This window comes from Streptomyces gobitricini (genome assembly GCF_039532985.1).
GTDB lineage: Bacteria > Actinomycetota > Actinomycetes > Streptomycetales > Streptomycetaceae > Streptomyces > Streptomyces gobitricini.
The window spans coordinates 17,165-42,759 of sequence record NZ_BAAASR010000032.1 but is presented as its reverse complement, the minus strand read 5'-3'; the positions used below and the strand labels follow the sequence as shown (position 1 = coordinate 42,759).

21 protein-coding genes and 1 pseudogene are annotated in these 25,595 nt (G+C 73.2%); 11 read left to right on the top strand and 11 right to left on the bottom strand.

Annotated elements, in window-relative coordinates; translation table 11 throughout:
- Nucleotides 1-74: 74 nt before the first annotated feature.
- Nucleotides 75-716 (bottom strand): uridine kinase family protein, encoded by a 642-nt coding sequence (locus ABD347_RS25935; RefSeq protein WP_344365654.1) that lies wholly within the window; start codon nt 714-716, stop codon nt 75-77.
- Between the two features lie 157 nt (nt 717-873).
- Here ABD347_RS25935 and ABD347_RS25930 point away from each other — a divergent pair, with 157 nt between their 5' ends.
- The 3 genes from ABD347_RS25930 to ABD347_RS25920 all read left to right on the top strand — a co-directional run bounded on the left by ABD347_RS25930 (nt 874) and on the right by ABD347_RS25920 (nt 4,195).
- Entirely contained in the window at nt 874-2,286 is a 1,413-nt protein-coding gene (locus tag ABD347_RS25930) for a peptidase C39 family protein (protein ID WP_344365651.1), read from the top strand.
- 116 nt (nt 2,287-2,402) lie between these two features.
- Complete coding sequence (locus tag ABD347_RS25925) at nt 2,403-2,549, top strand: SCO1431 family membrane protein (RefSeq protein WP_344365649.1); 147 nt, start codon at nt 2,403-2,405, stop codon at nt 2,547-2,549.
- A 473-nt stretch (nt 2,550-3,022) separates the two neighbouring features.
- On the top strand, nt 3,023-4,195 hold the full coding sequence (locus ABD347_RS25920; RefSeq protein ID WP_344365646.1) for an acyl-CoA dehydrogenase family protein: 1,173 nt from the start codon (nt 3,023-3,025) through the stop codon (nt 4,193-4,195).
- 240 nt (nt 4,196-4,435) lie between these two features.
- Here the strand turns inward: ABD347_RS25920 and ABD347_RS25915 are convergent, their stop codons facing one another.
- Nucleotides 4,436-4,834 carry a hypothetical protein gene (locus tag ABD347_RS25915; RefSeq protein ID WP_344365644.1) on the bottom strand — a complete coding sequence of 133 codons (399 nt, stop codon included), beginning with the start codon at nt 4,832-4,834 and terminating at the stop codon, nt 4,436-4,438.
- Nucleotides 4,835-5,037: 203 nt separating this feature from the next.
- Between ABD347_RS25915 and ABD347_RS25910 the strand changes: the two genes are divergently transcribed.
- From ABD347_RS25910 to fxsA, 4 genes and pseudogenes are all read left to right on the top strand, one after another.
- Nucleotides 5,038-5,478, top strand: a complete 441-nt coding sequence (locus ABD347_RS25910; protein WP_071268090.1) for an Lrp/AsnC family transcriptional regulator — start codon at nt 5,038-5,040, stop codon at nt 5,476-5,478.
- Nucleotides 5,479-5,500: 22 nt separating this feature from the next.
- Nucleotides 5,501-7,126: an amidohydrolase gene (locus tag ABD347_RS25905; RefSeq protein ID WP_344365638.1), complete on the top strand. Its 1,626-nt coding sequence runs from the start codon at nt 5,501-5,503 to the stop codon at nt 7,124-7,126.
- A gap of 552 nt (nt 7,127-7,678) precedes the next feature.
- Nucleotides 7,679-8,443 (top strand): annotated as a pseudogene (locus ABD347_RS25900) (polyprenol monophosphomannose synthase); the annotation flags it as partial.
- A 493-nt stretch (nt 8,444-8,936) separates the two neighbouring features.
- Nucleotides 8,937-9,533: an FxsA family membrane protein gene (gene fxsA, locus ABD347_RS25895; protein WP_344365635.1), complete on the top strand. Its 597-nt coding sequence runs from the start codon at nt 8,937-8,939 to the stop codon at nt 9,531-9,533.
- Nucleotides 9,534-9,659: 126 nt separating this feature from the next.
- Here fxsA and ABD347_RS25890 read toward each other — a convergent pair whose 3' ends face one another.
- From ABD347_RS25890 to yczE, 4 genes are all read right to left on the bottom strand, one after another.
- Entirely contained in the window at nt 9,660-10,034 is a 375-nt protein-coding gene (locus ABD347_RS25890) for an RNA polymerase-binding protein RbpA (protein ID WP_026278069.1), read from the bottom strand.
- Nucleotides 10,035-10,289: 255 nt separating this feature from the next.
- Nucleotides 10,290-11,648, bottom strand: coding sequence for an MFS transporter (locus ABD347_RS25885; RefSeq protein ID WP_344365632.1), 1,359 nt, complete (start codon nt 11,646-11,648; stop codon nt 10,290-10,292).
- A gap of 46 nt (nt 11,649-11,694) precedes the next feature.
- Nucleotides 11,695-12,462, bottom strand: coding sequence for a glycerophosphodiester phosphodiesterase family protein (locus ABD347_RS25880; protein ID WP_344365630.1), 768 nt, complete (start codon nt 12,460-12,462; stop codon nt 11,695-11,697).
- Nucleotides 12,459-13,163 (bottom strand): membrane protein YczE, encoded by a 705-nt coding sequence (gene yczE, locus ABD347_RS25875; RefSeq protein ID WP_344365627.1) that lies wholly within the window; start codon nt 13,161-13,163, stop codon nt 12,459-12,461. The genes ABD347_RS25880 and yczE overlap by 4 nt, the downstream gene beginning before the upstream one ends.
- Before the next feature lie 104 nt (nt 13,164-13,267).
- Here yczE and ABD347_RS25870 point away from each other — a divergent pair, with 104 nt between their 5' ends.
- Nucleotides 13,268-14,770, top strand: a complete 1,503-nt coding sequence (locus tag ABD347_RS25870; RefSeq protein WP_344365625.1) for an SCO1417 family PLP biosynthesis transcription factor — start codon at nt 13,268-13,270, stop codon at nt 14,768-14,770.
- 75 nt (nt 14,771-14,845) lie between these two features.
- Here the strand turns inward: ABD347_RS25870 and ABD347_RS25865 are convergent, their stop codons facing one another.
- Together ABD347_RS25865 and ABD347_RS25860 are read right to left on the bottom strand one after the other, a co-directional pair.
- A complete protein-coding gene (locus tag ABD347_RS25865; protein WP_425575767.1) occupies nt 14,846-16,804 on the bottom strand; it encodes a hypothetical protein in 1,959 nt (652 codons plus the stop codon).
- Between the two features lie 43 nt (nt 16,805-16,847).
- Nucleotides 16,848-17,042 (bottom strand): hypothetical protein, encoded by a 195-nt coding sequence (locus ABD347_RS25860; RefSeq protein ID WP_128378460.1) that lies wholly within the window; start codon nt 17,040-17,042, stop codon nt 16,848-16,850.
- 339 nt (nt 17,043-17,381) lie between these two features.
- Here ABD347_RS25860 and ABD347_RS25855 point away from each other — a divergent pair, with 339 nt between their 5' ends.
- From ABD347_RS25855 to ABD347_RS25845, 3 genes are all read left to right on the top strand, one after another.
- The gene (locus ABD347_RS25855; RefSeq protein WP_344365620.1) at nt 17,382-17,774 is read left to right on the top strand and encodes an ankyrin repeat domain-containing protein; all 393 of its coding nucleotides are present in this window, start codon (nt 17,382-17,384) and stop codon (nt 17,772-17,774) included.
- A gap of 249 nt (nt 17,775-18,023) precedes the next feature.
- The gene (locus tag ABD347_RS25850; protein WP_344365618.1) at nt 18,024-19,442 is read left to right on the top strand and encodes a HEAT repeat domain-containing protein; all 1,419 of its coding nucleotides are present in this window, start codon (nt 18,024-18,026) and stop codon (nt 19,440-19,442) included.
- 283 nt (nt 19,443-19,725) lie between these two features.
- The gene (locus ABD347_RS25845) at nt 19,726-23,352 is read left to right on the top strand and encodes a hydantoinase B/oxoprolinase family protein (RefSeq protein WP_344365616.1); all 3,627 of its coding nucleotides are present in this window, start codon (nt 19,726-19,728) and stop codon (nt 23,350-23,352) included.
- Here ABD347_RS25845 and ABD347_RS25840 read toward each other — a convergent pair.
- The 3 genes from ABD347_RS25840 to ABD347_RS25830 are packed head-to-tail and all read right to left on the bottom strand — an operon-like array spanning nt 23,336 to nt 25,595.
- Nucleotides 23,336-24,199: a 5-oxoprolinase subunit C family protein gene (locus ABD347_RS25840; RefSeq protein WP_344365614.1), complete on the bottom strand. Its 864-nt coding sequence runs from the start codon at nt 24,197-24,199 to the stop codon at nt 23,336-23,338. The genes ABD347_RS25845 and ABD347_RS25840 overlap by 17 nt on opposite strands.
- On the bottom strand, nt 24,196-24,834 hold the full coding sequence (locus ABD347_RS25835; protein ID WP_344365612.1) for a 5-oxoprolinase subunit B family protein: 639 nt from the start codon (nt 24,832-24,834) through the stop codon (nt 24,196-24,198). Before ABD347_RS25835 ends, ABD347_RS25840 begins: the two co-directional genes overlap by 4 nt.
- A complete protein-coding gene (locus tag ABD347_RS25830) occupies nt 24,831-25,595 on the bottom strand; it encodes a LamB/YcsF family protein (protein WP_344365610.1) in 765 nt (254 codons plus the stop codon). Before ABD347_RS25830 ends, ABD347_RS25835 begins: the two co-directional genes overlap by 4 nt.

Sequence of the window (25,595 nt, the reverse complement as noted above, 5' to 3'; positions counted from 1 at the left end):
ATGGGAAACGTAAGACCTGTAAGCCCCGGCGGTCAAGCGAAGTTGGGGCACTCTCCAGGCCGATTTCCGACTGCTCAGTACGGTGGACCGGAGGGGGGCGAAAGTCGGCCACTCTCCGTGACGATCTGGTCCGGGCCTGCTGTCACAGCAGGTCCGGGCAGCCACTCGTACCCCTCCGCGCTCTCGCGTACCAGCACATCGGCGAAGGGCCGGGAGGGGTCCGCCGCGAAGTGGCGTGTCTCCGCCGCCGTCCATCCGGCCCAGAAGGCGTACTGAGCCGGTCCGTCCCGGTGGCGGCCCCGGTCCCACGCCTCCTCGGCGGTCCGCTCCATCCACAGCAGCCGGGCCAGATGGGGCCGCAGAGCACGGCGGCCGGCACCCACGCCCTCGATGAGCACGACCGGGGCGGGAGGGAGCGGCCTCGGGGGACCGAAGCGCCGCAGATTCCAGTCGTACGGGTGAATCCGGGCGGCCTCGCCCCGGGTCAGTGGTTCGAGTACCTGGACCCGGAGGCGTTCCGTCCACGCGAACAGTTCCTCGTGCGTGGCGATGTCGTCGAGGTGGAGCACCGGGGCGCCGCCCAGCGCCGCCGCCAGCCGCCCCGCGAACGTCGACTTGCCCGAACCGGCGTGACCGTCGACCGCGACCAGCCGGACGGGGCCGCAGGAGGGCGGCAACGCGCGCAGGGCGGCGGCGGGCCGGTCGAGGTCGTCCATGCCGACCACCCTACAAAGCCACAGGTGGAGACCAATATTGGTGGGGCGACGCGCGCCGGATCGCTGGCCGAGCCGCCGCCCGAACCGGGATAGTGGGCGCACCTGCCGTACCCACGTCGTGCACTGTCGTGCATCCCGACCGACCGGGGGTCTCGCCATGACCAGTTCCCCGCCGTCCGGAGCGTCGTCCGCCGCTCGCAGAACCGTACTGGCGGCCGCGCTCGCCGCCGTCGGCACCGCCGCGGCCACCTCGACGCCCGCCACCGCCCTGACCACCGGCACCACCGGCACCGCCGGCGCCACCGGCCCCGGCTCCGGCCGGGACCCGCGGGCGTCGGCCGGCCCCGTCGACAACCGTTTCTGGACGTCGTACACCGACTGGCGCTCCGGCGCCTGCGTCGGCACCCGCCCCGTCCTCTCCCGCCGCCCCGCGCTGGTGATCGGCACCCCCGCCGGGCGCACCGACTACACCGATCCGCACACCGGCGCGGCCACCACCTGGGAGTACGCGACCTGGACGTCGCCCGAGCACCGCTCGACCGTGCCCGCCACCGAGGTCATCCCCTCGTGGAACGCCGACACCCCGCCCGGCACGTGGATCGCGGTCGAGCTGAAGGGCCGTTACACGGACGGCTCCGAGTCCCCCTGGTACGTCATGGGGCGCTGGGCGGCCGGCGACGGTGACATCCGGCGCACCTCGGTCGACGACCAGAAGGACGGCAGGAGCACCGTCTGGACCGACACCTTGGCGATCGACGACGCCGCGAGCGGGCTGCGCCTGGCGTCGTACCGGCTGCGGCTCACGCTCCACCGCAAGCCCGGCACCGGGCTCACGCCGACCGTGTGGCGGGTCGGCGCCATGGCCTCGGACGTCCCGGACCGCTTCACCGTGCCCGCCTCCGAGCCGGGCCTCGCCCGCGAGCTGGTGGTCCCGCGCTACTCGCAGAACACCCACATCGGCCAGTACCCCGAGTACGACAACGGTGGCGAGGCGTGGTGCAGCCCCACCTCCTCACAGATGATCATCGAGTACTGGGGCCGCCGGCCGACCGCCGAGGAACTGTCCTGGGTGAACCCGGACTACGCCGACCCGCAGGTCTGCCACGCGGCCCGGTTCACCTTCGACTACCAGTACGACGGCTGCGGCAACTGGCCCTTCAACGCCGCCTACGCCGCCACGTACGACGACATGAGCGCGGTCGTCACCCGGCTGCGGTCGCTGACCGAGCTGGAGACCCTGATCGGGGCGGGGATCCCGGCCATAACGTCGCAGTCGTTCCGCGCGGAGGAGCTGACGGGGGCGGGCTACGGCACGGCGGGCCACCTGATGACCGTGATCGGCTTCACCGCCGAGGGCGACGTGATCGCCAACGACCCGGCGTCCCCGAGCAACGAGGCCGTCCGCCGGGTCTACCGGCGCCGTGAGTGGGAGAACATCTGGCTGCGGACGAAGCGCTACAACTCCACCGGGAAGGTGGTCTCGGGCACAGGCGGCGTCTGCTACCTGTACTGGCCGGCCCACCCCACCAGTGCGCAGCGCCGGGCACTGGCGGCGGTCGGCGTCCGCTGAGCACCGGCGCCCGGGTGCGGGCGGCCGCCGGGACCGTGATGAACGTCTCTACCCCGGAGGCCGTCCGCGCTGGCACTGTGGGGGACACCCCCCGCCGGTCGAAAGAGCGAGAACCCATGACCACGAACGCCGCCGCCGTCGCCGCTCCCCGCGTACGTACCGGAGGGCCGAAGGACGACGGCCCCCAGCTCCTGGAGTACGCCCTGGGCTGGGTGCTCGTCATCGTCTTCGCCATGCTCGTCACCCAGGTCGGCCTGCTGTGACACGAGCCCGCCGGCGTGCGGCTGCCTGATCGCCCGGCTCGGTTCTCCGTTCGCTGTGTCGCCGCCGAGCTTCGGCCAGAACGTGCCGCCGCGCCCTGCCGGTACCTGTGGGCCGTCCTCCCGGCGATGGCGGCGGGGGAGCCGTACGGGCGTGCGGGCTTCCTCGTACGGGCGGGAGAGCGGCCGGTGCCTCCCATGGACGCGGCATGGTGCCGCCCGGGACCGTAAGAGGGCCGGACCATTACCGCCAATGGCGCGTACCGACGTTGCCGGAGTGCCAAGGGCGCGGGAACGATCAACAGCACCCCAGTGACGGAACTCCCTCGATCGGGCATACTCAACCCGCCACAGCCGCTGGTCAGCCGGTTCCGTGATCCGGGAAGGCAGCATCGGCGAAGCAGTGAGACCCGGCGGCGCCGCCCAACCCTTCGCGCGCGCCCGCCGCAGCGCCCGACAGGGAGGAGAGCGCCCCCATGCCCGACCGCGCCCCGCAGCCGGTGGAACGACAGCTGCCCACCGAAGAGGCCAGGGATCTGATCGCCCTGGTCCGTGACATCGTCCAGCGGGAGATCGCTCCGCGGGCGGCGGAGGAGGAGGACGCCGGGCACTTCCCCCGTGAGGTCTTCGCCCTGCTGTCCGAGTCCGGGCTGCTCGGCCTGCCGTACGACTCCGGTTTCGGCGGTGGCGACCAGCCCTACGAGGTCTACCTCCAGGTGCTCGAGGAGCTCGCCGCCGCCCGCCTCACCGTCGGCCTCGGCGTCAGCGTCCACTCCCTCGCCTGCCACGCCCTGGCCGGCTACGGCACCAAGGAGCAGCAGACCGAACACCTGCCGGCCATGCTGGGCGGCGGACTCCTCGGGGCGTACTGCCTGTCGGAGCCCTCGTCCGGTTCCGACGCGGCCTCGCTGCGCACGAAGGCGGTCCGCGAGGGCGCCGGCTGGGTCATCACCGGCACCAAGGCGTGGATCACCCACGGCGGCGTCGCCGACTTCTACACGGTGCTGGCCCGCACGGGCGTCGAAGGCCCGCGGGGCATCACCGCCTTCCTGGTCCCCGGTGACGCCGAGGGCCTCTCGGCCGCCACGCCCGAGAAGAAGATGGGCATGAAGGGCTCGCCCACCGCCCAGCTGCACTTCGACGGTGTACGTGTCCCCGACGCCCGCCGCATCGGGGAGGAGGGGCAGGGCTTCGCCATCGCCCTCTCGGCACTGGACTCCGGCCGCCTCGGGATCGCCGCCTGCGCCATCGGTGTCGCCCAGGCCGCTCTTGACGAGGCGGTCACCTACGCCACCGGGCGGCAGCAGTTCGGCCGTCCCATCGCCGACTTCCAGGGGCTGCGCTTCATGCTGGCGGACATGGCCACCCGGATCGAGGCGGGGCGGGCGCTGTACCTGGCCGCCGCGCGACTGCGCGACGCCGGTCTGCCCTTCTCGCGGGAGGCGGCCATGGCCAAGCTGTTCTGCACGGATGCGGCGATGAAGGTCACCACAGACGCGGTCCAGGTGCTGGGCGGCTACGGCTACACCGCCGACTTCCCGGTCGAGCGTTACATGCGCGAGGCGAAGGTGCTGCAGATCGTCGAGGGCACCAACCAGATCCAGCGGATGGTCGTCGCCCGTCACGTCGTGGGCCCCGAGAGCCGCTGATCCCTGCGGGGAGCGCCCATGCCGGTGCTGCCGTGAGCCTGGTCCACTCCTGGCCGCGGCGGCGCGGCACGGTCCCGCCGGCGCGGGCTCGCCGGCGGACCGGCGCCGGGGAACCCACCGTCACGTCACGTACGTGTGCCGGGTGGGTGTGCCGGACTGCCGGATCCCGCACCACGCCGCGCCGCGCTCAGGGCGATGGTGCGGGAACGTGAAGGATCAGGCGGAGCAGCCGGGGCCGGTTCAGGCCGCGTGTCGCATCTGCGGCATCTGGCGCTGCGCCGGCTGGGAGACCTTCATGGGGCGCGAGCCGGGGCCGCCCACGTGCGAGAAGGGCTGCGTGCGCCAGTCGAGTCCCTGGGGGAGGGTCAGCAGCAGGGCGGTGTCCTGCTCCTGGAGCTCCAGTGACTCGTCGGCGGGACGCGCGTCCGACGCCGCCCGCCCCGTACCGGTGCACACCGTCAGTACGAACGGGTTCCACGGCGTCGGGCACAGGGCGTGCTCCGGCAGCACGTCCTCGTCCGCCAGCAGGGCGATGGGCTGCGAGCAGTCCGGGCAGATCACCCTGACCATTTCGAACGTGTCATACGCGTCGAGTTCGTCGTCCTCGTGGGACACGACCGAATCAACAGACTCCTGCATGGAGAATCTCCCCCTCGGGTGGGCCGACCAGGCTCTTGCGGCCTCGACCACAGCAAGCAATTCCCATTCACCCGCGCGAATAACCATCCGGTCACGAAAGGACACGGCTCCAACCTGTGGCCTTCGTCACATGTGACCCGCAGGCGCCCTCCCACGACACCTCCGGCTGTGCCGCGAAGCACCTGGGGCAATAGGTTGACCGCATGGAGGAGCTGGATCGTCAGATCGTCGAGTTGCTCGTCAAGGACGGGCGCATGAGCTACACCGACCTGGGCAAGGCCACCGGCCTGTCCACCTCGGCGGTGCATCAGCGCGTCCGGCGCCTCGAGCAGCGCGGAGTCATCCGCGGCTATGCCGCCGTCGTCGACCCCGAGGCGGTCGGCCTGCCGCTGACCGCGTTCATCTCGGTGAAACCGTTCGACCCCAGCGCCCCCGACGACATCGCGGAGCGGCTCGCCGACATCCCCGAGATCGAGGCCTGCCACAGTGTCGCCGGCGACGAGAACTACATCCTCAAGGTGCGCGTGGCGACCCCCCTGGAGCTGGAGCACCTGCTCACCCGGATCCGTTCGCAGTCCGGCGTCTCCACCCGTACGACGGTCGTCCTGTCCACCCCGTACGAGGCCCGGCCACCGCGCGTGTGACCACGTACTTAGGCTGGTCACCATGACCGAGAGCGAACACCGCACCGTGCTCCTGCGCGGTGGAGACGTCCACAGCCCCGCCGACCCCTTCGCCACCGCGATGGTCGTCGAACGCGGCCATGTCGCCTGGGTGGGATCCGAGGGCGCGGCCGACGCCTTCGCCTCCGGCGTGGACGAGGTGATCGATCTCGAAGGCGCCCTCGTGACCCCCGCCTTCACCGACGCGCACGTCCACACCACGGCCACCGGTCTCGCCCTCACCGGCCTCGACCTGTCGGGCGCCCGTACGCTCGCCGAAGCCCTGGAGCGCGTACGGGCCCACAGCGCCGCCCGGCCCACCGACAAGGTCCTCCTCGGGCACGGCTGGGACGCCGCCCGCTGGCCCGAACGACGCCCCCCGTCCCGTACCGAACTCGACGAGGCCACCGGCGGGCGGCCGCTCTACCTGCCCCGCGTCGACGTCCACTCCGCGGTCGTGACCACCGCCCTCCTGGACCTCGTCCCCGGCGTCACCGGACTGCCCGGCCACCACCCGGACCAGCCGCTCACCGCCGCCGCCCACCATGCCGTCCGGGCGGCCGCCCACGCCGCCGTCACACCCGGACAGCGCGCCGAGGCACAGCGGGCGGCGCTGCGCCGCGCGGCCGCCCTCGGCATCGGAACCGTCCACGAGTGCGCGGGCCCCGAGATCTCCGACGAGGACGACTTCACCGCCCTGCTGGCGCTGGCCGCCGAGGAGCCCGGCCCCCGGGTAGTCGGCTACTGGGCCGAGGCGGTGTCCGGCGAGAAGGACGCCCGGCGGGTCCGCGAACTGGGCGCGATCGGCGCGGCCGGGGACCTCTTCGTCGACGGTTCCCTCGGCTCCCACACCGCCTGCCTGCACGAGCCGTACGCCGACGCCGCCCACACCGGCACCGCGCACCTAGACGCGGCGGCCGTCGCCGCCCACGTCGCCGCCTGCACCGAGGCCGGGCTCCAAGCCGGCTTCCACGCCATCGGGGACGCCGCCGTCAGCGCGGTCGTCGAGGGCGTACGGGCCGCTGCCGAGACGGTCGGCCTGGCACGCGTGCGTGCCGCCCGCCACCGCGTCGAGCACGCCGAGATGCTCACCCCCGAGACGATCGCCGCCTTCGCCGAACTCGGCCTCACCGCCTCCGTACAACCCGCCTTCGACGCCGCATGGGGCGGCGACGACGGGATGTACGCCGAGCGCCTGGGCGCCGAACGGGCGCGCACCCTCAACCCGTACGCGGCGATGCTGCGCGCCGGCGTGCCCCTGGCCTTCGGCTCCGACAGCCCCGTCACCCCGCTGGACCCCTGGGGCACCGTCCGGGCCGCCGCGTTCCACCGCACGCCGGAGCACCGCATCTCCGTCCGTGCGGGCTTCACGGCCCACACCCGGGGCGGCTGGCGGGCCACCGGCCGGGACGACGCCGGCGTCCTCGTACCGGGCGCTCCCGCCGACTACGCGGTCTGGCGCGCCGAGGAGCTGGTCGTCCAGGCGCCCGACGACCGTGTCGCCCGCTGGTCCACCGACCCGCGCTCCGGAACGCCCGGCCTGCCCGATCTGACCCCTGGTGCCGACCTCCCGGTCTGCCTGCGGACCGTCGTCTCCGGACGCACGGTGTTCGTACGACCGAACGAGTGACGTAAGGACATTCCGGGTTTCCCGGTGTCGTTCCGGAGGGTCCCCCGCGACCTGCGGATCTTCCCCTCTGACCTGCTGTTTCTCGCAATCGCCGCAGGTGGAACGGCTGTTGACAGCGAGCGGTCGGCGGCGGGTAGGTTCGGCCGGGTCCACCACAGGACGTCCGGCCGGCCGGCCTTCACGCAGTCGTCGAACGCCGCTGGGCCATGGGGCGGTGTGCCGCACCGGCGCACCACCACTGGGAGCCAGGTTCAGCGCCCGCGTCCTCGGGGGCGAGGGAAGGTTTTTGCCGGCTGGAGGTCCCCCCTGCTCCCAGGAGCTCGGGGGAGGTGCGACCCGGGTGGGGCCCGGACGTTCAGTAGACAACGGCTCTCGGTCGACCCGCAGCCAGCGGGCCCCAGGTCGGCCCGAAGGACGTCGGGCCCCCCCTCGCGCCCGTGCCGTTCCGTGTCCCGTTCGGGCCGGTCCCGGCGCTTTCCGTACCGCCGCCGCGACGGGCCCCGCCAGGGGCTCGCTATGGTGGTGATCCGTGTACGGACGTAAGGGGCAGCAGTGAACGACGGTGGCCAGAGGCGCTACGGCCCGCTCGGTAGAGCCTTGGTGATCATCCCGACCTACAACGAGGCCGAGAACATCAAGCCGATCGTGTCCCGGGTGCGCGCCGCCGTGCCCGATGTCGACGTCCTGGTCGCCGACGACAACAGCCCGGACGGCACCGGCAAACTCGCCGACGAGCTGGCCGCCGCGGACGACCACGTCCACGTCCTGCACCGCAAGGGCAAGGAGGGGCTCGGCGCCGCCTACCTGGCAGGGTTCCGCTGGGGCATCGAGCGCGGCTACGGCGTCCTCGTCGAGATGGACGCCGACGGCTCCCACCAGCCCGAGGAACTGCCCCGGCTGCTGACCGCACTCAAGGGCGCCGACCTCGTCCTGGGCTCCCGCTGGGTGCCCGGTGGCCGGGTGGTGAACTGGCCCAAGTCGCGTGAGTTCCTCTCCCGTGGCGGCAGCACCTACTCGCGCATCCTGCTCGACGTCCCCATCCGGGACGTCACCGGTGGCTTCCGGGCCTTCCGCAAGGAGACCCTGGAGGGCCTCGGGCTGGACGCGGTCGCGTCCCAGGGGTACTGCTTCCAGGTCGACCTGGCCCGCCGCGCGGTCGCCGCCGGGTACCACGTGGTCGAGGTCCCGATCACCTTCGTCGAGCGGGAGCTCGGCGACTCCAAGATGAGCCGGGACATCGTCGTGGAGGCGCTGTGGCGGGTCACGGCGTGGGGCCTCGGCTCCCGAGCCGACCGTCTCCTCGGCCGCACCCCCTCCACCCCGGCCCCCGGCTCCAGGCCCTCCGGCCCGGCCCCCGGCTCCAGGCCCTCCGGCGCGTCCGTCGATCCCGGCGCGGAGTCCTCGGGCGCGTCCGGTGGTGAGGGTTCCGTGGCGGGGCCCTCCGGTGCCTCCGGCGGCTCGGACTCCGCCCGGTCCGCGGGTCCGGCCGACGGTCCTGGTTCCGCCGGCTCGTCCGGCCCGTCCGGCAACGGCTCGTCCGGCAACGGCTCGTCCGGCCCGTCCGGCGATCCGGGCGCGGCCCGGTCCTGAGTCGGGTCCGGCAAGGCCGGGTGCGGCCCTGAGCCCGGTCCGGCGGTGACGGGCCGGTCCCGCGGACGAGCCCGTGGCCGCGACCGTCGCCCCGGCGCGTACGGGCCGGCGGGGGCTTCCGGCCCCGGCCACCTGCCCGGCGCGCGCCCCTGTCGCGGCGGCCGACGCGTTGACAGGGCCTTTACGCCGTCCTGGCATGCCCCCAGGCACACTGGGAGACATGATGACCGGCTCACCGCCCCCTCCCGCCCGCAAACCGCGCTCACGCGCCCGCACCGTCGCGCTCGGCGCCGCCGCCTGGCTGGTACTGGAGATCTGGCTGCTGACCCTTGTGGCGGATGCGGCCGGTGGCCTCACCGTGCTCGCCCTGCTCGTCGGCGGTGGCGTGCTCGGCGCCGCGGTGATCAAGCGTGCCGGGCGCCGCGCCTTCCGTACGCTGACCGAGACGCTCCAGCAGCGGCAGCCGGGCGCCGCGCCCACGTCCCCCGCCGGCCCGGACCGGGCGAGCACCGGGAACGGCTTCCTCATGCTCGGTGGGCTGCTGCTGATGATCCCGGGCCTGATCTCCGACGTGGCGGGGCTGCTGCTCCTGGTGCCCGGTGTGCGCACGTGGGCCGGACGGTACGCGGAGCGGACCCTGGAACGCCGTATGCGGGCGGCCGTGGCCGGTTACGGATCCCTGGACGACGCCTTCCAGAAGGCTCGTATGCACCGTCCCGACGGCAAGGTCGTGGAGGGTGAGGTCATCCGTGACGACACGCCCCGCCGGCCCGGCGCCTACGACGACGAGGGCCCCCGGCCGCCGCTGAACCGCTGATCGAGCCGGGCGTCCGGCACGGGCGTACGGCAGGAAGCCGCGGGGCGGCGGTACACCTGGTGTACCGCCGCCCCGCGGCTCTTGCTCTTGTATGCGCTCGCTGTGTACGCGGTCGCTTCTGTTCGCTTACGCGGACTTCCGGCTGTCGCGCGGATGCACGGCGATGTTCATGGCGCCGGAGCGCAGGACCGCCAGCCTTTCGGCCAGCACCTCCTCGAGCTCCTCGCGGGTGCGCCGCTCCATGAGCATGTCCCAGTGCGTACGCGCCGGCTTGCCCTTCTTCTCCTCGGGGCCGTCCCCGTCAACGAGGAGTGCCTGGCTTCCGCAGACCTTGCACTCCCACTCCGGCGGAATCTCCGCCTCGACCGAGAACGGCATCTCGAACCGATGCCCCTTCTCGCATGCGTACTCCACCGCCTGGCGCGGGGCCAGATCGATGCCGCGGTCGGTCTCGTAGCTGGTCACCACGAGGCGCGTGCCGCGAAGAGCTCGCTCACTCATGAATCGTGCCTCCCGGGCTTGTCGCCCACAGGACAGGTGTCGCTGTCGTCGTCATCCGGTCAACGTCCGGTCGGCGGTAAAGATTCCCGTTGCGGGTCATGCGTCGCCCGTCGTGCCGCCCCTTGTTGTACCCACCAGTGCCCGGTTTGTCACATCTGGCAGCAGATGTCACCCAGCGTCTTTGCTGCAAGAGCACGCAGTAACGGTCCGCCTGGCAGGCCAAAGGCGTATACTACCGGCCTTTCACTTCCGCGTCTAAATCCGGTCCGGGACGGGGTTTCCCGCCGCGGCCACCGCCTCCCGCACGGGTACCCGCGCGAGGAGGACGAATCCCAGCGCGAAGAAGACCACCAACGAGATGATGGCATCCCGGTAACTACCGGTCAGCTGGTAGGCGAGCCCGAACACCAGGGGGCCCAGCCAGCTGAGACCCCGGTCGCTCATCTCGTACGCCGAGAAGTACTCGGCCTCCTTGCCGCGCGGCACCAGGTGCGAGAACAGCGACCTGGACAGCGCCTGGCTGCCGCCCAGGACCAGCCCGATGGCCGCGGCGAGCGCGTAGAACCACACCGGTGCCCCGGCCGGCAGGAAGTACCCGGCGGCCAGGATCACCGTCCATACGGCGAGCGAACCGAGGATCGTACGTTTCGCGCCGTACGACCGCGCCAGCCGCCCCATGCCCAGGGCCCCGGCGATGGCCAGGACCTGCACCAGCAGCACGGCCGTGATGAGCGTCGTCTGATCAAGGCCCAACTCCTCCGAACCGTAGACCGACGCTTGGGAGATGACCGTCTGGACGCCGTCGTTGTAGACGAGGTACGCCAGGAGGAAGGAGAGCGTCAGCGGATGTCTGCGCATGTCGCGCAGTGTCGCCAGCAGCTGCCGCCACCCGGAACCGAGCACGCCCTCACTGCCGGGCGCCACCCTCCGGTCACGCAACCGCCGCAGGGGGACGAGGGTGAAGGCACCCCACCACAGGCCGGCCGAAGCCAGGCAGATCCGCACCGCCTCCGACTCCGAGAGCCCGAACGACTCGTGGCCCGTGTACAGGACGAGGTCCAGGACCAGGACGAGAGCCCCCGACGTATAGCCGAACGCCCAGCCCCGTGAGGAGACGGCGTCGCGCTCCTCCGGTCCGGCGATCTGCGGCAGATAGGCGTTGTACAGCGCCATCGACACCGTCAGTGAGGCGTTCGCCACGATCAGGAGGAAGGCGCCCAGGAGGTAGCGGTCCCCGTCCAGGAAGAACATGCCCGCCGTGGCCGACGCCCCCAGATACGCGGCCACCGCCAGCAGCGGTTTCTTACGGCCCGTACGGTCCGCCGCCGCACCCGCCAGTGGCATCACCAGCACCGCGAGGACGACGGAGGCGGACACCGCGTACGCGAAGACCGATCCCGCGCGCAGCGGCACTCCCAGAGGGTGGACGAAGCCGTCCGCGTCCGCGGCGGCCTTGGCGACCGACGTCAGGTACGGGCCGACGAAAACCGTCAGCACACTCGTCGAGTAGACGGAGCACGCGAAATCGTAGAAGTACCAGCCGTGCTGCTCGCGCCGGCGGTCGGGCGGCTCTGCCGCGCCGGCGGTCCGGTCGGCGGTGTCGGCGTCGCTCACGCCCGTCCCCCTCGTTCGTCCCCGTGACGGGAGACGGGAGGCACGCTCAGACCCAGACCCCCCGGTCGGTCAGCACCGTGCGCAGCGTCTCCAGATGATCGGTCATGATGCCATCCACCCCGAGGTCGAGCAGCGCGGCCATCCGGTCGGGATCGTTCACCGTCCACACGTGCACCTGGAGGCCCCTTTCGTGCGCCGTCCTCACGAACCGGCGGTCCACCACCCTGATCCCGCCCTGGCTCTCCGGCACCTGTGCCGCCACCGCACCCGCGCGCAGCGCGGCCGGGATCCCGTACGACCGCAGCCGTAGGCCCACCACGCCCCGTACCCCGTAGGAGGTGGCCAGCCGCGGGCCCGCCAGGCGCAGCGCCCTGGCCACCCGGCCCTCGTCGAACGAGCCGACGCACACCCGGTCCCAGGCGCCCGCCTTGCGTACGGCGCCGATCAGCGGCTCCAGCGCGGGCTCCGCCTTGATGTCCACGTTCCAGCGGGCGTCCGGGAACTCCTCCAGCAGTTCCTCGAAGAGGGGCAGTGGCTCCCTGCCCGCCACGCGCGCGTGGCGCACCTCGCTCCAGGGGAGGTCCCGGATCCGGCCGCGGGCGTCCGTCACCCGGTCCAGCGTCGCGTCGTGGAACGCGACGAGCCGGCCGTCCGCGGTGGTGTGCACGTCCGTCTCGAAGTAGCGGTAACCGGCCGAGGCGGCGCGCCGGAAGGCGGCCGCCGTGTTCTCCAGCCCGTCGGCCGCTCCGCCGCGATGGGCGAAGGGTATGAGGGGAGAGGGGTGGTCCAGATAGGGGTGGCGTACGCGAGTCACCGCCGCAGTATGGCCTGCGTGGGTTTCCCGGCGGCGACCACGGTGCTTCCGGCCCGTCGACCGACGACGGCGCCGCCCTGGCCGGGGACGGTGAAGAGACGCAGGAAGAACTGGGCGAGTGGGCCGATCGTCACGGCGTACAGCACGGTCCCGATCCCCAGGGAACCGCCCAGGAGGAACCCGGTGAGGACGACACCGACCTCGATCGTCGTGCGGATCAGGCGCAGGGAGCGGCCGGTGAGCCGGTGCAGCCCCGTCATGAGTCCGTCGCGCGGGCCGGGGCCGAAGCGGGCGGCGATGTAGAGGCCGGTGGCCACCCCGTTGAGCACGATTCCACCCGCCATCAGCGGTACCTGGGCGAGGAGGCCGTGCGCGTGGGGGAGGAACCACAGGCTGCCGTCCATCGCGATGCCGATGACGAGCACGTTGGAGACGGTGCCCAGGCCGGGCTTCTGCCGCAACGGGATCCACACCAGGAGCACGGCGGCGCCGACGGCGGTCAGGACGACACCCATGGTCAGGCCGGTCCGTTCGGCGAGCCCCTGGTGCAGGACGTTCCACGGTTCCAGGCCGAGACCGCTGCGGACGAGCAGCGCCGAACTGAACCCGTACAGGGTGAGTCCGACGTACAGCTGGAGCAGTCGGCGGATCAGGTGCCGTGGCGCGGTGCCGGGATCCGGTGTGCCGGATGTCGTCGACATGTGTTGTGCCCCCCGAGGTGATGGTGGTGGACTGGCTCATGTCACCCTGTGGCCGGGCCCTGGATGCCAACCAGGTCCAATTCGAGGAAGGTGGACTGAATTCCATGGCTGAGTGGACTTCGGCGGTGGGCCCCGCCCAGCTGGCCCGACAGCTCAACGCGCAGCAGCCCCGCCCGGCCGGCCCCGGCACCCGGAAGCCGCCCGCCTACCGTGCCCTCGCCGACGGCATCCGCCTGCTGGTGCTGGAGGGGCGTGTCCCGGTCGCCGCCCGGCTCCCCGCCGAGCGGGAGCTGGCCCTCGCGCTCTCCGTGAGCCGTACGACGGTCGCCGCCGCGTACGAGGCGCTGCGCGCCGAAGGGTTCCTGGAGTCGCGCCGGGGCGCCGGGAGCTGGACGGCCGTGCCCGCCGGCAACCCGCTGCCCGCACGGGGCCTGGAGCCCCTGCCCCCGGAGTCCCTCGGGTCCATGATCGACCTGGGCTGTGCCTCCCTGCCGGCACCCGAGCCCTGGCTCACCCGCGGCTTCCAGGGCGCCCTCGAGGAGCTGCCGCCGTACGCCCACACGCACGGGGACTACCCGGCCGGGCTGCCCGCGCTGCGGCAGATGCTCGCCGACCGGTACACGGAACGGGGCATTCCCACGATGCCCGAGCAGATCATGGTGACGACGGGTGCCATGGGGGCGATCGACGCCATCTGCCACCTCTTCGCCGGACGCGGTGAGCGCATCGCCGTGGAGTCGCCGTCGTACGCCAACATCCTCCAGCTGATGCGGGAGGCCGGTGCCCGCCTGGTGCCCGTCGCCATGTCCGAGGGACTGGAGGGCTGGGACCTGCCGCGCTGGCGCCAGGTCCTGAGGGACGCCGCCCCCCGGCTCGCCTACGTCGTGGCGGACTTCCACAACCCGACCGGGGCGCTCGCCGGCGAGGACCAGCGGCGTGCGCTGGTCGACGCGTCCCGCTCGGCCGGGACGGTCCTCGTCGTCGACGAGACCATGACCGAGCTCCACCTGGACGAGGGGCTCGACATGCCCCGCCCGGTGTGCGCCTTCGACCCGGCAGGGAGCACGGTGCTCACCGTCGGCTCGGCGAGCAAGGCCTTCTGGGCCGGCATGCGCATCGGCTGGGTGCGCGCCGCGCCCGACGTGATCCGCTCGCTGGTGGCCGCCCGCGCGTACGCCGACCTCGGCACCCCCGTCCTGGAGCAGCTCGGCGTCAACTGGCTGATGCGGACCGGCGGCTGGGAGAAGGCGGTCGCCCTGCGGCGCACTCAGGCGCTGGAGAACAGGGACGCGCTGGTGGCGGCGGTACGCCGGGAGCTGCCCGACTGGGAGTTCGAGGTGCCGCGCGGCGGTCTGACCCTGTGGGTGCGCACCGGCGGCCTGTCCGGTTCCCGGCTGGCCGAAGTGGGCGAGCGGGTGGGCGTGCGGGTGCCTTCAGGGCCCCGCTTCGGGGTGGACGGCGCCTTCGAGGGGTACGTCCGGCTGCCCTTCACCGTCGCCGGTCCGGTCGCCGACGAGGCCGCGGTGCGCCTTGCCGCGGCGGCGCGGCTGGTGAAGGCGGGCGCGAGCGCCGGCTCGGGCGAGTCGCTGCGGACGTTCGTGGCGTGACAGGGGCGTCCGCCGTGTGAGGGCGGGCGCCCGTCGCGTGGAGGCGGGGCGTCCGCCCGTGAGGTGTGCGGCGTGTCAGCCGGTGGCGCCCTGGGCGGCGCCGGTGCCGGGGCTGCCGCCCGTGGCCGGGGGCGTGGTCGAGGGCGGGGGCGGGCTTGTGGCGGGTGCTTGAAGTGTGGCGGGTGCCGGGGCTGCAACCGCACTTGCGGCGGGTGCCGGGGGCGTGGCCGGGGCGGGGGTTGTGGCGGCGCCCGGGCCTGCCGCGGCTTCGGGATCGGGCGGCGGCGGGGGAGGGGGACACTCGGGGGCGGGAGCCGCTTCCGGGGCGGGTCCAGGGGCGGCTTCAGGGGCGGTGTCCGGGGCCGGAGCGCCGGCGGTGTCCGGATGGACCCCTACGACGGCGGGCACGGCCGCCGGTACCGGTACGGCCGCCGGTACCGGTACGGCCACCGGGGCGGGTGCCGGCTCCGGCGCCCGAGGTGCTTGCGGCGGCGCCGGGGCGGGCGGGCGCTCGGGGAGCAGGTCCAGGACGGCCTGTCGGTGCGCCTCCGTCGTCGCGTCGTCGTACGGGTCGGGCGTCGCCGGGACCTGGAGCCGGAGCACCGGCCCCGTGCCGAGCCGGGCGTACCCGCGTCCGGGCGGGACGTGCGGGATCGGTGTGGTGTGCGGGGCGGCTTCCAGGACCCACCGCACCTGCTCGGGCGTGGCGGACCCCAGGACGACTCTGGCGCGGGTGTGGGTCAGGACCGCCTCGCCGAGCGTGTCCAGGCTGTCGAACTGCTCGGCCACGACCACCGTCACATGGGCCGCCCGGCCGTGCCGCAGTGGAACCTGGAGCAGTGACTGCGGGTCCAGCCGCCCGTCGGCCGCGGCCAGGTGGCCCAGCACGCTCGGCCGGTCCAGCAGGATCCACAGCGGCCGCCTGGTGTCCTCGGGGGCCGGGTGCCCCGCCTGCCGCGCCCGGTTGGCCGCGATGAGCCGCCGCTCCGTCTCGTGCGCCGCCCACTCCAGACTCGACAGCGCGCCGCCCAGCCCGCATTCGACCGCCAGGACCCCGGCACGCCCGGTGAGGCAGGCGTACTCGCCGGTCCCGCTGCCCTCGACGACGAGGATGTCGCCGTACTGAAGGGCCTGGAGGGCGATGGACCGCAGCAGCGTGGTGGTGCCGCTGCCGGGCTGCCCTACGGCCAGCAGGTGCGGTTCGGTCGAGCGCGGACCCGTGCGCCACACCACGGGCGGGGCGTCCCGGGACTCGTCCCCGTCCAGGACCGGTACGGTCCGCTGCACCGCTTCGGGGTCCGTGAATCCCAGTACCGTCTCGCCCGGAACGGTGACGAAACGCTGCGCGGCCACCGAGGTGGAGAGCGCCGGAAGCACTCGCATAAGGAGCTGGTTTCCTTCTTCGTCCCAGTCGAAGAGGTACTCCCGGCCTCGCCCGGACTTGGCGTGCAGTACGTGCTCGATCCGCGCCCGGGACTCCGCCTCGCCGTCCGTGAAGTACGCCGGGTAGGTGATACGCAGGCGGGTCGGCCGTCCGTCGCCGTCGAACGTGAAGTCGCTGAACGTCGTGGCCCAGTCACCGCCGTGGGTGAACAGCGGGTTCGGGTCCTCCGGGACGGAGAAGTACGGCACCAGCGCCTCGTACAGCGCCCGGAGCCGCTCGGTCTCCGCCTCGTCGGGCCCCGTCCTCACGACCGGGCGCTCGCGCCCGTGCCACGCCGCCGCGCCCATCACCGACACCAGGGCCAGCAGGGGCCCGTACGGGACGAGCGCGACGGCCAGCACGCAGGCCGCGACCACGAACAGCGCGGGACCGCGCCGTTCCTTGGGGGTCGCGGCCCACTTGGCGCGTCCGGCCCCGCCCAGTTTCCGCAGGCCACGGGTGATCGTGATCAGCGGATGGAGGACGTCCGTGGCGCCGTCGGCGGCCGTTCGTGCGATTTCCCGACCGCGGGCGATCCGGGCAGTGGCGCTGCTCGGAATGCTCGCGATGCCCGGGAGGTTCGAGATGCGCGGAAGAGGGCGCCGGGCCACGTCGTACTCCTGATCCTGAAGTCGTGGAAGGGGCCGCTGCGGGTCAGAACTTGATCCCGCCCAGCAGGCTGGCCAGGCTGGCGCCGCCCGCCGTGATGCTGGGCGCGATCGCGGTGCCCGCGAGGTAGAAGCCGAAGAGTGAGCAGACGAGGGCGTGGGAGGCCTTGAGCCCGTCCTTCCTGAAGAACAGGAAGACGATGATGCCGAGCAGAACCACGCCTGAGATGGACAGGATCATGAGGGGATCTCCTGGGTGAGGGGACAGTCACCTTCAGTTCTTCCAGCCTCACAGCAAGTATCTATATGATTAAAGATGCAAATGGGTGAAATTATGCTCTTTTCACTTCATTGGCGGATGGTCGGCCGTGCGGCGCACGCCTGCGTGCCGCGGGCCATCCTTTGCCACCGGCGGGCCGGGTCATGTGTACAGCCGGGCAGTACCCTGTCGGTTCACTCGTACGGCGCTCCCGCCGTGCGTACCGGGGCAACCGGGTCCATGCAGGTCAACGCGGCTCTCGAGGCCGCGCGCGTCCATGGCGTCCATGGCGCGTCAACGAGTTGAGAGGCGGTACGTCCGATGAGTGAAACCCCGGATCCCGAGGTGATCGAGCTGGCGTCGAAGGTCTTCGACCTGGCACGGCAGGGCGACGCCGAGGCGCTCGCCGCCTACGTCGACGCGGGTGTGCCCGCGAACCTCACCAACGACAAGGGCGACTCCCTGGTGATGCTCGCCGCCTACCACGGTCAGGAGGACGCGGTGGCGGCCCTCCTGGAGCGGGGCGCCGACCCCAACCGCATCAACGACCGGGGCCAGACGCCGATCGCCGGCGCCGTCTTCAAGGGCGAGGACACCATCGTCCGTGACCTCCTGGCCGCCGGGGCCGATCCGGAAGCCGGAACTCCGTCCGCCGTGGATACCGCCAGGATGTTTGGGAAGACACACCTCCTGGAGCTCTTCGGGGCCCGGTGAACGGGCGCTGAACGCCAGGTGAGAGCGGTGCCGTAAATGTGGTCGCGGTGGCGAAATGGCTGGGTCATCATGGCGTCGGGCCCGCACGGGGCCACCGACGAGAGGCAGAGGAAGATGGTCATCACCAAGCGGAAGACGACGGGCGGCTCCACATGTTGCTGCGCGGCCTAGGTAATCACCGTTCCCCGGCCACCCCGGGGTCCCCGGTCTCCTCCGGGTGCGTCGACAGCTTGATGTGAGGCATTTCCCATGTTCGATCCAGTCATAGCGCCGAGCGGTACGCTGCTCGGCCTGCTGCAGAGGGGTCGCGGCGACGGCACGCTGCACGCGCTGGCCGCGCCACGGGCGGAAGCCCTCGCGGCCCTCGGCCACTGTGTTCTCCACGATCCCCGCCAGGACTGGCAGGTCGAGAACCGCTCCCTCTACTACGCACGCCTCTATCTGGATCTGCACGGCGGGCTCGAGGAGATCGAGGCCCACCTCTTCGGTGCCGAGGACCACCTCGACACCGAGGAGTCACGGACCGGTCTCGCGCTCGCCGTTCTCGGCCACCTCGCCGCGTACGGCCGTGAGGACGCCCTCGTGCTGCTCCGCCGGTACGCCGCCACCGGGACCAACTGGTCGTGGGCGCTCGACGAGCTGGCCCTGCGCGACGACGACTCCGCACTGCGCGGCCTCGCCGCCCCCGTCCTCGCCAGGTTCCCCGCCACCCCCGAGGGCGACGCCGAGCTGGCCGCCGCCGTACGGGACGCCTTCGAGCCGCGCCCGTGGCGATTGTGGGCCGACGACCGGCGGGACACGATCGGCGCCCGGGTGCGCGCGGCCCGGGAGCAGGGCTCCTTCGACCGCTGGCAGCGCCAGCTGCGCCCCACCGGGCCCCGGCCCGGCTGGAGCGTCCAGGCGGTCTTCGAGTGGGCCCAGGAGGGGCTGGAGCGCGGTTCCGCGCTCCACGTGCCGGCCGCCCGATGTCTCACCGCCGTCGCCGGCCCCGAGGACCGCCCGCTCATCGTCGAAGCGGCCCGCCGCGGCCCGGACGGCGCCCGCTGCGCCGCCCTGCACTACCTCGCCGAGGCGCGTGACCCCGTCGTGCTCGACCTCATCGAGGCCGCGGCGGTCAGTGACTCGCGCGTCGTCGCGGAGGCGGCCGTCGCCGCCTTCGAGCGCATGTGCGGCGACGAGGCCGTCGACCGCGCACGCGGCTGGGCACACCGGCCGGACCCGCTGGGTGCCTCGGCGGCGGGCGTGCTCGCCTGCCGGGGTGACGCCCGCGACGCCGCGCTCGTCCTCGGGGCGTTGCGCGAGGCGGTACGGTCCGACGGCCCCGACGCGCAGTCGCTCTACGCGCTCGTCGACGGCACCGGCAGGCTGGGTGTGGCCTGCGCCGCGCCCGTACTGCGTCACATCTACCGTGAAACCGCGTCGTCGCAGCTGCGGGGGCGCGCGGCCCGCGCCCTCGCCGCCACGGACCCCTCCTTCCCGACCGGCTTCGCCGTCGAGTGCCTGTGGGACTGCGAGGAGACCACCAGGGAGGTCGCCGCCCTGCACGCCGAGACCGGTGACGTACGCGTGGCCGAGCGGCTGCGCCGCCTCGCCGCGGACCCCGCCGAGGAGGACGAGGTGCAGAGCGCCGTACGGAGCAGGATCGGCCCGGACCTGCCCAAGGTGTGACGCGCGGGGACGCGCGGGCAACCGCTCATGGGCCGTCCCCCGTACGGAAAGGCACACGTCGCCGGAGCCGCGCGGGGCGGGACCCGGGCCCGGAGGTCGGGAGCCGCTCCACGACGGCTGGCGCCGTTCCACGACGGCCGCGGCCGTTCCAGGACGCCCCGGCGTCACCTGACCGGCCCCTGCGAGGGCGCCACCGGTGACGCGGCGCCGCGCCGTGGCGGACGCCGCACGCGCGCGTGCGGCGGACCGTGCCCGCGCGGGCCCCCCTTGCCACAATGGAGCAATGACCGGGCGCTGGGAGTTCTGGATCGACCGCGGCGGTACCTTCACCGACATCGTGGCCCGGAGGCCCGACGGGCACCTGGTCACCCGCAAGCTGCTCTCCCACGATCCCGCCCGGTACCGGGACGCGGCCGTGGCGGGCATCCGGCTCCTCCTCGGGCTCGCGCCGGGCGAACCCGTACCGGCGGACCGGATCGCCACCGTCAAGATGGGCACCACGGTCGCCACCAACGCCCTCCTGGAGCGACGCGGAGAGCCCACCGTCCTGCTCATCACCGAGGGCTTCCGCGACGCGCTGCGCATCGCCTACCAGAACCGGCCGCGAATCTTCGACCGGCGCATCCTGCTCCCGGAAGCGGTGTACGACCGGGTCATCGAGGTCCCCGAGCGCGTCGACGCCCGTGGCACGGTCGTCCGGCCGCTCGACGCGCCCGCCGTGGACGAGCGGCTGCAGGCCGCCCACCACGACGGTTTCCGGAGCGCCGCGGTCGTCCTCATGCACGGCTACCGCCGTCCCGACCATGAGCTGCGTGTCGCCGAGGCCGCCCGGGCGGCCGGGTTCACGCAGGTCAGCTGCTCGCACGAGGTCAGCCCGCTGATCAAGCTGGTGCCGCGCGGTGACACCACGGTCGTCGACGCGTACCTCTCTCCGATCCTGCGGCGGTACGTCGACGAGGTGGCGAGCGAACTCGCCGGGGTGCGCCTGCTGTTCATGCAGTCGAGCGGCGGACTGCGCGAGGCCGCCCACTTCCGCGGCAAGGACGCCGTACTGTCCGGCCCCGCGGGCGGGGTCGTGGGTATGGCGCGTACGTCCGAGCAGGCGGGCTTCGCGCGGGTGATCGGCTTCGACATGGGAGGCACGTCCACCGACGTGTCGCACTACGCGGGCGAGTTCGAGCGCGAGCTGGGCACCCAGGTGGCGGGCGTACGGATGCGCGCGCCCATGATGAGCGTCCACACCGTCGCGGCGGGCGGCGGGTCGGTCCTCCACTTCGACGGCAGGCGCTATCGGGTCGGCCCCGACTCGGCCGGCGCCGACCCGGGCCCCGCCTGCTACCGGCGCGGCGGCCCGCTGACGGTGACCGACGCCAACGTGATGCTCGGCCGCGTGCAACCGGAGCACTTCCCCGCCGTCTTCGGGCCGGACGGTGACCAGCCGCTCGACGCCGAGGTCGCCCGCACCCGCTTCACCGCCCTCGCGGAGGAGGTGCGGCGGCACACCGGCACGGACCCCGCACCCGAGGAGGTCGCCGCCGGTTTCCTCGAGATAGCCGTCCTCAACATGGCGAACGCCGTCAAGAAGATCTCCGTACAGCGCGGCCACGACATCACGCGCTACGCGCTGACCAGCTTCGGCGGGGCGGGCGGCCAGCACGCGTGCGCCGTCGCCGACGCCCTCGGTGTCGACACGGTCCTGGTGCCGCCGCTGGCCGGCGTGCTCTCCGCGTACGGCATCGGGCTCGCCGACGCAACCGCCACGCGCCAGCAGTCCGTCGAGGCGGAACTGGACGCCCCCCTCCATGCGCGCGTGGAGGACCTCTGCGGGAGGCTCGCCGAGCGCACCGCCGACGAACTGCGCGCCGACGGTCTGCCCCCCGGCGCGATCACCACTCACGCGCGCGTGCTGATCCGCTACGCCGGAACGGACGCGAGCCTGCCCGTCCCCCTCGACTCGGCCGAGGCCATGAGGGAGGCGTTCGAGGAGGCTCACCGCGCGCGGTACGCCTTCACCATGGACAAGCCGCTGGTGGTGGAGGCCGTCTCGGTGGAGGCGGTCGGCCGGGCCGGCGCGCGGCACCCCCTCGACGCCCCGAACCCCCCTGCGGAGGGCCGGCCGCGGCCGCACGCCACCGTGACGACCTTCGTGGCCGGCGCCTGGCGGGACACCCCGCTGTACCGGAGGGAGGACATCCGTCCGGCCGGCACGGTGCCGGGACCGGCCGTCATCGCCGAGGCCGACGCCACCACCGTCGTCGACGACGGCTGGCAGGCCCTCGCCACCCCGACCGGTCATCTGCACCTGACACGGGCCCGCCCCAGGCCGAGCCGGAGCGCCGTCGGTACGGACGTCGACCCGGTCCTCCTGGAGGTGTTCAACAACCTCTTCATGGCCATCGCCGAACAGATGGGCGTCCGACTGGAGAACACGGCCCACTCGGTCAACATCAAGGAACGCCTCGACTTCTCCTGCGCGCTCTTCGACGCGGACGGCAACCTGATCGCCAACGCGCCCCACATCCCGGTCCACCTCGGGTCCATGGGGGAGTCCATCAAGGAGGTGCTGCGGCGCAACGCGGGCACCATGCGCCCCGGAGACGTGTACGCGATCAACGACCCGTACCACGGCGGCACCCACCTGCCCGATGTGACGGTCGTGACGCCCGTCTTCGGACCACCGGGCGACCTGCGCTTCCTCGTCGCCTCACGAGGCCACCACGCCGAGATCGGTGGCACCACCCCCGGGTCCATGCCGGCCTTCAGCCGCAGCATCCACGAGGAGGGCGTCCTCTTCGACAACTGGCTGCTGGTGCGGGACGGCCGGCTGCGCGAGGACGAGACCAGGAGGCTCCTCACCGAGGCCCCGTACCCGTCCCGGGACCCGGACACCAACCTCGCCGACCTGCGCGCCCAGATCGCCGCCAACGAGAAGGGCGTCGACGAACTGCGCCACATGGCCGACCGGTACGGCCTCGACGTCGTCCACGCGTACATGCGACACGTGAGGAACAACGCGGAGGAGTCCGTGCGGCGGATCGTCGCCACCCTCCGGGACGGCTCCTGCCGGTACGAGACGGACGGGGGCGCCGTCATCCAGGTGGCCCTCCGCGTCGACCACGAGCGCCGCGACGCCGTCCTGGACTTCACCGGAACGTCACCGCAGCAGCCGGGGAACGTCAACGCTCCCACGTCCGTGGTCATGGCGGCCGTCCTGTACGTGTTCCGGACCCTCGTCGACGACGACATCCCGCTCAACAGCGGCTGCCTGGAACCGCTGGACGTACGGGTGCCGGACGGTTCGATGCTCGCCCCCGCCCACCCGGCGGCGACCGTCGCGGGCAACGTGGAGACCTCGCAGGCCGTGACCGGGGCCCTGTACGCCGCGCTGGGCGTCCAGGCGGAGGGCTCGGGCACCATGAACAACCTGACCTTCGGCAACGACCGCGTGCAGTACTACGAGACGGTGGCGAGCGGCGCGGGAGCCGGGGACGGCTTCGACGGTGCCGACGCCGTACAGACCCATATGACCAACTCACGCCTCACCGACCCCGAGGTCCTGGAATGGCGCCACCCGGTCCGGGTGGACGCCTTCGCGATACGGGACGGCAGCGGTGGGCGCGGCCGGTGGCGCGGCGGCAACGGCGTCGTACGGCGCATCCGGTTCCTCGAGCCCATGACGGTGACGCTCCTCACCGGGCACCGGAGAGTCCCCCCGTACGGCATGGCGGGCGGTGCTCCCGGGGCGCTCGGCGAGAACGCGGTGGAGTACGCCGACGGAACCGTCCGGAGGCTGGAGGGCGTGGACGTGGTGGACGTCGCCCCCGGAGACGTGCTGGTGGTCGCGACCCCCGGAGGCGGCGGCTACGGGGCTCCCCTCCGCAGCGCCGCGCGCCCTACCGGGTCGCGATGAAGCGGACCGGTGTTCCCGGCACGGCCTGCGCGGCCGCCGCCAGGTCCCGCTCGCGGACCACGGCCACCACCGGATAGCCGCCGGTCGTGGGATGGTCCGCGAGGAACACCACCGGGCGCCCGTCCGGAGGGACCTGGACCGCGCCGAGGACCATGCCCTCGCTGGGCAGCTCGCCGGCCACGGCACGCTCCAGGGGCGGGCCTTCGGTACGCAGCCCTATGCGGTTGCTCGCCGGTGACACCCGGTACGCGCGCGTGCCGAACAGGCGCAGGGCCGTGCTCGTGAACCAGTCGTCACGCGGGCCCAGCCGGACCCGCAGCACCAGCTCCCCGGGCGCCGCCGGCCAGGGCACGACGTCGGGGCCGGGCCCGCCCGCGGGTTCCGGTCCGAGCGGGACCACGGCCGCGTCCCGCAGGGGTGCCGGGCCGAGCCCCGAGAGCAGGTCCGTGGAGCGGCTGCCGAGCACCGGCTCCGCCGCGACGCCCCCGCCGAACGCCACGTACGAGCGCAGGCCCCTCACCGCCGCACCCACCTCCAGCACGGCGCCCGCGGGAACGCGCACGGGCGCACCCCACGCGGCCGGGCGCCCGTCCACCCTGACGGCGCACGGAGCGCCGCCCACCGCGACGGTCACCGCGCAGCGCGGCCGCACCGCGCACCCGTCGACCGTGGTCTCCAGCACGGCCGCCTCCGCCGGGTTGCCGACCAGCCGGTTGACCAGGGCGCTCGCGTACGGGTCGAGGGCGCCCGAGCGCGGCACCCCCAGGTGGGCGTGGCCGGAGCGCCCCCGGTCCTGCACGGTGGTCAGCGCCCCGGCCCGTACCACGGCGAAGGCCCGGTCGGTCATCGGCCCCTCACGTCCCGGGGCACGTCCTGCGGGACGAACCGGACCCGGGTGCCCGGCGACAGCAGCGCCGCGGGTTCCCGCTCGGGGTTCCACAGCACCGCGTCCGTCCTCCCGATGAGCTGCCAGCCGCCCGGCGACGCACGCGGGTACACCCCCGTGTAGGGGCCCGCCACCGCCACCGAGCCGGCCGGGACCGCCGTGCGCGGGGTGGCCCGCCGGGGCACCTCGTACCCCTCCGGCAAACCGGTCAGGTAGCCGAACCCGGGCGCGAAGCCGCAGAACGCCACCCGGAACCCGGCCGCCGAGTGGATCCGCGCCGCCTCCTGCGGCGTCACGCCCCACAGCGCCGCGACGTCCGGGAGATCGGGCCCGTCGTACCGGACCGGGATGTCGAGGACCGGCTCCACGCGTGCGTGCGCCGGCGCGACCTCCCACCCGGCGATCAGCGCGGCGAGCCGCCCGGGCTCCTCCACGCCGTCCAGCAGCACCGTCCGCGCCGCCGGAACGATCTCGGTCACGGCGGGCAGCGCACCGGCCGCTCGGCGGCGCAGCAGCTCGGCGTGGAAGGCCTCGGCCTCCTCGCCGCCGTCGAACTCGACGAGCAGGGCCCGCTCGCCCACCCCGACGGTCCTCATACGAAGGCCTCCACGCGGACACCGGAGGCCTCCAACTGCGTCCGCACGCGGCGGGCCAGGCCCACCGCGCCGGGGGTGTCGCCGTGCAGGCACAACGACCGGGCGCGGACGGGCACCGAGCGCCCGCACCGGGAGGTGATCACACCGAACCGGGCCAAGGACACGGATCGTTCCACGACGGCCGCCGGATCGGTGATGACGGCGCCCTCCTCGCCGCGCGGCACGAGCGTGCCGTCGGCGGTGTAGGCACGGTCGGTGAACCCCTCGGTGACCACCGGGAGTCCGGCCTTCTCGGCCACCTCGTGCAGCCGGGAGCCGGGCAGCCCCAGCAGGGGGAGCCGCTCACCGGTCAGCAGCACCCCGTCCACCACCGCCTGTGCCTGCCCCTCGTCCCGTACGACGCGGTTGTAGAGGGCCCCGTGCGGTTTCACGTAGGACACCCGCGCGCCGGCCGCCCTGGCGAACACCTCCAGGGCACCGATCTGGTACGCCACTTCGGCGGCCAGCTCGTCGTACGGGACGTCCATGGAGCGCCGCCCGAAGCCGGCGAGGTCGCGGTAGGAGACCTGGGCGCCGATCCGTACCCCGCGCCCGGCCGCGAGTTCGCAGACGCGCCGCATGGTGACGGCGTCACCGGCGTGGAAGCCGCAGGCCACATTGGCGCTGGTGACGACCGACAGGAGCTGTTCGTCGTCCGTCAGCCGCCAGCGTCCGAAGCCCTCTCCCAGGTCGGCGTTGAGGTCGATCGAGGCCCAGGTCAT

Bases quoted from the DNA above. Each gene is read 5' to 3' on its own strand.
- ABD347_RS25905 (WP_344365638.1), top strand. From the start codon at position 5,501: ATGACCGAGAGCGAACACCGCACCGTGCTCCTGCGCGGTGGAGACGTC.
- fxsA (WP_344365635.1), top strand. From the start codon at position 8,937: ATGATGACCGGCTCACCGCCCCCTCCCGCCCGCAAACCGCGCTCACGC.
- ABD347_RS25835 (WP_344365612.1), bottom strand. From the start codon at position 24,834: ATGAGGACCGTCGGGGTGGGCGAGCGGGCCCTGCTCGTCGAGTTCGAC.
- ABD347_RS25910 (WP_071268090.1), top strand. From the start codon at position 5,038: ATGGAGGAGCTGGATCGTCAGATCGTCGAGTTGCTCGTCAAGGACGGG.
- ABD347_RS25830 (WP_344365610.1), bottom strand. From the start codon at position 25,595: ATGACCTGGGCCTCGATCGACCTCAACGCCGACCTGGGAGAGGGCTTC.
- ABD347_RS25850 (WP_344365618.1), top strand. From the start codon at position 18,024: ATGTTCGATCCAGTCATAGCGCCGAGCGGTACGCTGCTCGGCCTGCTG.
- ABD347_RS25920 (WP_344365646.1), top strand. From the start codon at position 3,023: ATGCCCGACCGCGCCCCGCAGCCGGTGGAACGACAGCTGCCCACCGAA.
- ABD347_RS25855 (WP_344365620.1), top strand. From the start codon at position 17,382: ATGAGTGAAACCCCGGATCCCGAGGTGATCGAGCTGGCGTCGAAGGTC.
- ABD347_RS25935 (WP_344365654.1), bottom strand. From the start codon at position 716: ATGGACGACCTCGACCGGCCCGCCGCCGCCCTGCGCGCGTTGCCGCCC.
- ABD347_RS25890 (WP_026278069.1), bottom strand. From the start codon at position 10,034: ATGAGTGAGCGAGCTCTTCGCGGCACGCGCCTCGTGGTGACCAGCTAC.
- yczE (WP_344365627.1), bottom strand. From the start codon at position 13,163: ATGTCGACGACATCCGGCACACCGGATCCCGGCACCGCGCCACGGCAC.
- ABD347_RS25860 (WP_128378460.1), bottom strand. From the start codon at position 17,042: ATGATCCTGTCCATCTCAGGCGTGGTTCTGCTCGGCATCATCGTCTTC.
- ABD347_RS25925 (WP_344365649.1), top strand. From the start codon at position 2,403: ATGACCACGAACGCCGCCGCCGTCGCCGCTCCCCGCGTACGTACCGGA.
- ABD347_RS25845 (WP_344365616.1), top strand. From the start codon at position 19,726: ATGACCGGGCGCTGGGAGTTCTGGATCGACCGCGGCGGTACCTTCACC.
- ABD347_RS25840 (WP_344365614.1), bottom strand. From the start codon at position 24,199: ATGACCGACCGGGCCTTCGCCGTGGTACGGGCCGGGGCGCTGACCACC.
- ABD347_RS25930 (WP_344365651.1), top strand. From the start codon at position 874: ATGACCAGTTCCCCGCCGTCCGGAGCGTCGTCCGCCGCTCGCAGAACC.
- ABD347_RS25915 (WP_344365644.1), bottom strand. From the start codon at position 4,834: ATGCAGGAGTCTGTTGATTCGGTCGTGTCCCACGAGGACGACGAACTC.
- ABD347_RS25870 (WP_344365625.1), top strand. From the start codon at position 13,268: ATGGCTGAGTGGACTTCGGCGGTGGGCCCCGCCCAGCTGGCCCGACAG.